1 protein-coding gene is annotated in these 2,159 nt (G+C 54.4%); it reads left to right on the top strand.

What is annotated here, in order from left to right:
- Window positions 1-282 precede the first annotated feature (282 nt).
- Window positions 283-1,980 carry an adenylate/guanylate cyclase domain-containing protein gene (locus ACR0ER_RS25495; RefSeq protein ID WP_480771261.1) on the top strand — a complete coding sequence of 566 codons (1,698 nt, stop codon included), beginning with the start codon at window positions 283-285 and terminating at the stop codon, window positions 1,978-1,980.
- Window positions 1,981-2,159: the final 179 nt, after the last annotated feature.

Genomic DNA, 2,159 nt, shown 5'->3' with positions numbered 1-2,159 from the left:
GCATTTGACGCCTGGAATGCCGCCACTCGAGCTGCTTGAAGTCCGGGCATCAGCATTCCTTGGTGGGTCGGAAGTTAACGTGACAACACCCCGGCCCGAGGTCAGAGCCTTCGTCAAGTTCTTCGCACCTCGCTATGCGGCAATCTACAAGTGATGGTTATCCCCGAATTGGACCGCGAACTGACGCTGATGCCAAGGGCGGAGAGCATCAGTAAAGAGCCCCGAGCGAACCTCGCATTCAGGCAGTTGGAGTAGAGGGCCGCATCATCTATCGTCGAACGCATGTCGAACAAGGGACAACAGTTGCAACGAAGGTTGGCGGCAATTCTAGCCGCGGATGTCGTTGGGTATTCGGCGCTTATGCACAAAGATGAGCAAGCCACAATTCTAATGCTTGATCACCTGGAAAGCGACATCGTCACCCCAACGATAGCCGGCCAATCAGGTCGTGTCGTGAAGAGCATGGGCGATGGTTGGCTGGTGCAATTTGACAGCGCGGCGCAAGCTGTAACCGCAGCAATGCAGCTACAAGAGCAGTTGGCTGAATACTCGTTAATAAACATGCGGATCGGTGTTCATGTGGGTGACATCACAGAAAAAGGTGATGACATCCTGGGTGACGGTGTGAACATTGCCGCACGGCTTGAGAGCATTGCGCCAACCGGTGGCATCGCAATTTCTGAACCCGTACATTTGAACCTTGAACACACTCTGGCAGACGCTTTCAAAGCAGTTGGGAAAAAGAAGCTCAAGAACATCCAACGCAGCCTGGATGTGTGGATTCACGATGGACCACAACTGAGTGCACCGCAAAGTTCGCCTTCTTTTACAGAGACGAGCTTGCCAAAGCTATCCATCCATCCTGTCACGTGCAGCGACCAACGCGCTGAGCTCAAGGAAATGGCCGCAGCTCTCACTTCAGATTTCGGTTCTTATTTTCGGACGATCAACTGGTTAAACGCGGCAATAACCTCCACGGAAGCATCAGAGGGATATGCACTTCGCGGCGTGCTGCGTGGACACGGCGACCGATTGCGTCTGGAAGCACGCTTAAATGACTCTTCTGGTTCTGAAATCTGGACTCAGAAGTTCGACGGTTCGGTCGAAGCTATCTTTGATTGGCAAGACGAGGTTGTAGAAAAGCTGTTGGATGCCGTTAGCGGGATCTTGATCCAGTCGCTGACCGCAAAGCTCTCTGCTTTACCTGAAGACGAGCTGACTGCCGAACAGTGCGTCTTGATGGGCATGATCACATGGTCGGAGGCCAGCATCGACAGCTATAAAGAGACGTTGTCGTACCACGCCAGGGCCATCGATGCCAAACCAACCCTCGCCGCCGCTTATGCCGAAGCTATTTGGACAATGAATGGTGCGAGAACCTATGATCTTCGACGCGATCTGTCATCCTACTACGAGAAGCTGCCACACTGGATCGAGGCCGGACGACACATGGCGGGTCAAAGCCCAACGCTTGATCTGAGTGTTGCAGTGGCTGACTACAATGTCGACGGGGACGCGGATCGACTCTCCGTGGCGCTGGAGCAAATCCGGCAACGAGCGCCACTAGATGCCCGCCTGCATTTGTTCATGGGTTGGGGATACAACTGGGCCGGGTTTCCTAAAATGGCACTAAGCTGCTTTCAGACGGCGCTCCGGTTGGGCCGATATGGGGCCGTTTTCGTGGGTGCTTCCGGAGGGGCCGCCACCTCTTGCGTAATGCTTGGTCGAGACCATGATGCTATCGCCTATGCTGAGGCAGGTTTGCGCTTTTCAAAGAACTATGCCGCACTTCACAGCACGAGAGCCGCTGCTCACGCTATGCTTGGGGAACCTGAAAAGGCGTCTGCGGCGTTGGCGCAAATGCTGCAAATGGAACCTGATGAAACGATCTCGAAATGGCGTAGCAACGTGGACTATGGCGGTTCAGAAGGCGCTGAACGTTACTTTGAAGCGCTTCGCCGGGCAGGGTTGCCAGATTAGCGGTGCCGGAACCAAGTTGCGCTGGGAAAACCGGCAGCTTGATCGCGCATTTCAGTAACTGCAAAGCTCGGATTTGAAGGGCCGCTTAGGGCTGCGTGCGGCCAATCATGCTAACAGCAGACAACGATGGCACCGAGCCCAATTCAGTCGTTTACAGCAGACAACATGATTTCCTGAAC

It is taken from the genome of Ruegeria sp. CH8 (assembly GCF_056536985.1).
This window is presented reverse-complemented; position numbering and strand designations above follow the sequence as displayed.

Excerpts from the sequence above, each read along its gene's own strand:
- ACR0ER_RS25495 (WP_480771261.1), top strand. The coding sequence starts at position 283 with ATGTCGAACAAGGGACAACAGTTGCAACGAAGGTTGGCGGCAATTCTA.